This is a genomic window from Kitasatospora sp. NPDC057512 (genome assembly GCF_042802135.1).
Lineage (GTDB): Bacteria > Actinomycetota > Actinomycetes > Streptomycetales > Streptomycetaceae > Kitasatospora.
Window position 1 is genome coordinate 1 of record NZ_JBHVET010000798.1, and the last position, 3,625, is coordinate 3,625.

Consider the following 3,625-nt stretch of genomic DNA (forward strand, 5'->3'; position numbering starts at 1 on the left):
GGCCCCCGGACCCGCCCCCGAACCCGGACGCCCGTCCGTCCCCGAACCCGGGCGCCCGTCCCCGAGACAGCGAAGTGACCGGCCGGTAGGGTGGCGCCGCACGGAGACGGCGAACCGGAACGGGGCAGGCGGATGAGCGACAACGGCGGGCGCGGCACGGGCTTCTTCACCTCGGTGGCGGACGCCGCCGAGCAGTTGGCCGCCACCGGCTACCTGGCGTCCACCTCCGTGGCCACCACCGTCTTCCTCGCCGACCGGCTCGGCAAGCCGCTGCTGGTCGAGGGCCCGGCCGGCGTCGGCAAGACCGAACTCGCCAAGGCGCTGGCCGAGATCGGCCGCGCCCGGCTGGTCCGGCTCCAGTGCTACGAGGGCATCGACGAGGCCCGCGCGCTCTACGAGTGGAACCACGCCAAGCAGCTGCTGCGGATCACCGCCGGCCGCGACGAGGGCTGGCAGGAGGCCCGCACCGACATCTTCGGCGAGGAGTTCCTGCTCGCCCGCCCGCTGCTCACCGCGATCCGCGGCGAGGAGCCGACCGTGCTGCTGATCGACGAGATGGACAAGGCCGACGTCGAGGTGGAGGCGCTGCTGCTGGAGGTGCTCAGCGACTTCCAGGTCACCGTCCCCGAACTGGGCACCATCACCGCCGAGCGCCGCCCCTTCGTGCTGCTCACCTCGAACGCCACCCGCGAGCTCTCCGAGGCGCTGCGCCGCCGCTGCCTCTTCCTCCACCTCGACTACCCCGAGGCCGAGTTGGAGCGCCGGATCGTCCGGCTCAAGGTGCCCGGACTGGACGAGACGCTGGCCGAGTCGCTGGTCCGGGTGGTCGGCGCGCTGCGCGCGATGGAGCTGCGCAAGGCCCCGTCCGTCGCCGAGACCATCGACTGGGCCCGCACCCTGCTGGCGCTCGGCGCCGGCACCCTGGACGAGACGGTCGTCCGGGACACCCTCGGGGTGATCCTCAAGCACCAGGACGACGTCCGCAAGGCCGCCCAGAAGCTCACCCTCGCATGACGACGCCCCGGGAGGCCGACACCGCCGCCCGCCTCACCGGCCTGGTCCGCGCCCTGCGCGGACACGGCCTACGGATCGGCCCGGCCGAGACGGTGGACGCCGCCGCCGTCCTGGACGTCCTCGGCTTCACCGACCGCGAGCAGATGCGGGCCGGCCTGGCCGCCGCCCTGCTCCGCTCTGAAGCCCAGCGGACGGTCTTCGACGCCGCCTTCGACCTGTTCTTCCCGCTCGGTGTCGGCACCCCGGAGGCCGTCCGGGCCGACCCGCCGGCCGTCCCCGACGACCCCGAACCGCCGCGCTTCGGCCGCCCCGACCCGCTGCGCGAGCAGCTGCGCGAGCGCCTCGCCGCCGCGCTGGCCGCCGACGACCGCGCCGCCCAGGCCCGGCTGGCCGGCGAGCTGATCGAGGCCTTCGGCCGGTACGGCACCGGAGGCTCGCCCGGCTCCGGAGGCTCCCCCGGCTCCGGAGGCTGGTCCGCCCAGCAGGCACTGGACCGGCTCGCCCCCGAGACGCTGCTCGCCCGCGTCCTGGCCGCCCTGCGCGAACGGCACGGCGCCCAGGCCCCCGCCGACCGGGACCTCTCCGACCGGGTGCTCGCCGACGAGATCCGCCGCCGCATCCGGGACTTCCGCGCCATGGCCGCCGGCGAGGCCCGCCGCCGGGTCGCCGAGCTGCGCGGCCCCGAGCGGATCGCCGAACGCGCCGTCGCCCCCACCGCCGACCGGGTCGACTTCCTCTACGCCGGCCGCGACCAGCTCGCCGAACTGCGCCGCACCGTCCACCCGTTGGCCCGCAAGCTGGCCACTCGGCTGGCCGCCCGGCGCCGCCGCGCCGCCCGCGGCGAGATCGACCTGCGCCGCACCCTGCGCCGCTCGCTGGGCACCGGCGGGGTGCCGCTGCGCCCCGCGTACCGGCTGCGCCGCCCGGCCCGCCCGGAGCTGGTGCTGCTGTGCGACGTCTCCGGCTCGGTGGCGGGCTTCGCCGACTTCACCATGCTGCTGGTGCAGGCGATGGGCGAACAGTTCAGCAAGGTCCGGGTGTTCGCCTTCGTCAACCGCACCGCCGAGGTGACCGGCCTGCTGCGCGGCGGCGACGACCCGGCGCGCCTGGCCGCCCGGATCCTCGCCGAGGCCGAGGTCATGGGCTACCACGGCAACAGCGACTACGGCTCCGCGCTGGGCGGGTTCGCCGAGCGGCACCTGGACGCCGTCGGCCCGCGCACCTGCGTGCTGGTCCTCGGCGACGCCAGGAACAACCACCGCGATCCCAACCTGGACGCGCTGCGCCGGATCGCCGGCCGGGCCCGCCGGGTGTTCTGGCTCAACCCCGAGCAGCCCTCGCTCTGGCCGACCGGCGACTCCGCCGCACTCGCCTACGCGGGCGTGGTGGAGATGCACTCCTGCCGCAACGCCCGCCGCCTCGGCGAGCTGATCGCCCGCCTCCTGCCGGTCTGACACCGGGCGCGACCCCCGAGGGCGGGCCCGGTGCCGCGCGGCCTACTTGTCCAGGTGCGCCAGGAAGTCCAGCAGCGCCTCGGTGACCTCGGCCGGGCGCTCCTGCTGCGTCCAGTGCCCGGTCTCCGGCAGCCGGACGTACCGGTGCAGCCTGGGTGTCAGGTTCGTCAGCAGGTACTGGACCGCCTCCGGCGCGATCATCGCGTTCACCAGGTCCCGCTCGCCGACCACGTACAGCGCGGGCACGTCGATCCGCTGGCCGACGAACGCCGTCATCAGCTCGCTGTTCCGGTCGATGTTGCGGTACCAGTTGAGGCCACCGGTGAAGGCGTGCTCGCCGTGCCGGGCGTAGTCGGCGGCGAACACGTCGAGGTCCTCGTCGGTGAGCCAGTCCGGCAGGCTCTCCGGCTCCGGGACGGTGTCCAGCAGCTTCTTTCCCTCGGGGACGATCCACGGCCGCGGCTCGCCGTCGGGCTGGATGCCGCAGAGGATGCGGCGCAGGCTGGACTTGACGTCGGCCGCCAGCTCGGCGTCGGCCCGGCCCGGCTCCTGGAAGTAGATCTGGTAGAAGCCCTCGCCGAAGTTCTCCCGGGCCGCCGACAGGGCGCCGGGCCCGGCCGGCAGCGGCGGCACGCTCAGCCCGGCGACCCCGCGCACCAGGTCCGGCCGCAGCGCCGCGGCCGCCCAGGCCACCGGCGCGCCCCAGTCGTGCCCGACCACGACCGCCTTCTCCTCCCCGAGCGCGGCGATCAGCGCCGTCACGTCGCCGACCAGGTGCAGCAGGGTGTAGGCGTCGATCCGCTCGGGCTGCTCGCTGCGGGCGTACCCGCGCTGGTCCGGCGCGACGACCCGGTAGCCGGCCTCGGCGAGCGGCGCGAACTGGTGGCGCCAGGAGTACCAGCTCTCCGGGAAGCCGTGCAGCAGCAGGACCAGCGGCCCCTCACCCTGCTCCGCGTAGTGCAGCCGTACGCCGTTCACCTCGACCTCGCCGTGCTTGATCGCGTCGTTCAACTCGCAACTCCCCATCCGGTGAAGACATCCGTTCACTCCCGACCCTGCCCAGTCCGCCGCCCCGGGAATCCCGGTCACCGAACACGGCCGGGGCCGGAACCCCGGTCACCGAACGCGGCCGAGGCCGCCCCGGAACCCCGGGACCC

General features: G+C 75.1%; 3 protein-coding genes. 2 read left to right on the forward strand and 1 reads right to left on the reverse strand.

What is annotated here, in order from left to right:
* Nucleotides 1-132: 132 nt before the first annotated feature.
* Together ACFU6K_RS33890 and ACFU6K_RS33895 are read left to right on the forward strand one after the other, a co-directional pair.
* Nucleotides 133-1,014 (forward strand): AAA family ATPase, encoded by an 882-nt coding sequence (locus ACFU6K_RS33890; protein WP_380669644.1) that lies wholly within the window; start codon nt 133-135, stop codon nt 1,012-1,014.
* On the forward strand, nt 1,011-2,468 hold the full coding sequence (locus tag ACFU6K_RS33895) for a VWA domain-containing protein (RefSeq protein WP_380669646.1): 1,458 nt from the start codon (nt 1,011-1,013) through the stop codon (nt 2,466-2,468). Before ACFU6K_RS33890 ends, ACFU6K_RS33895 begins: the two co-directional genes overlap by 4 nt.
* Nucleotides 2,469-2,510: 42 nt before the next feature.
* On the opposite strand, the gene ACFU6K_RS33900 is transcribed toward ACFU6K_RS33895, so the two are convergent.
* Complete coding sequence (locus tag ACFU6K_RS33900; protein WP_380669648.1) at nt 2,511-3,479, reverse strand: alpha/beta fold hydrolase; 969 nt, start codon at nt 3,477-3,479, stop codon at nt 2,511-2,513.
* Nucleotides 3,480-3,625: the final 146 nt, after the last annotated feature.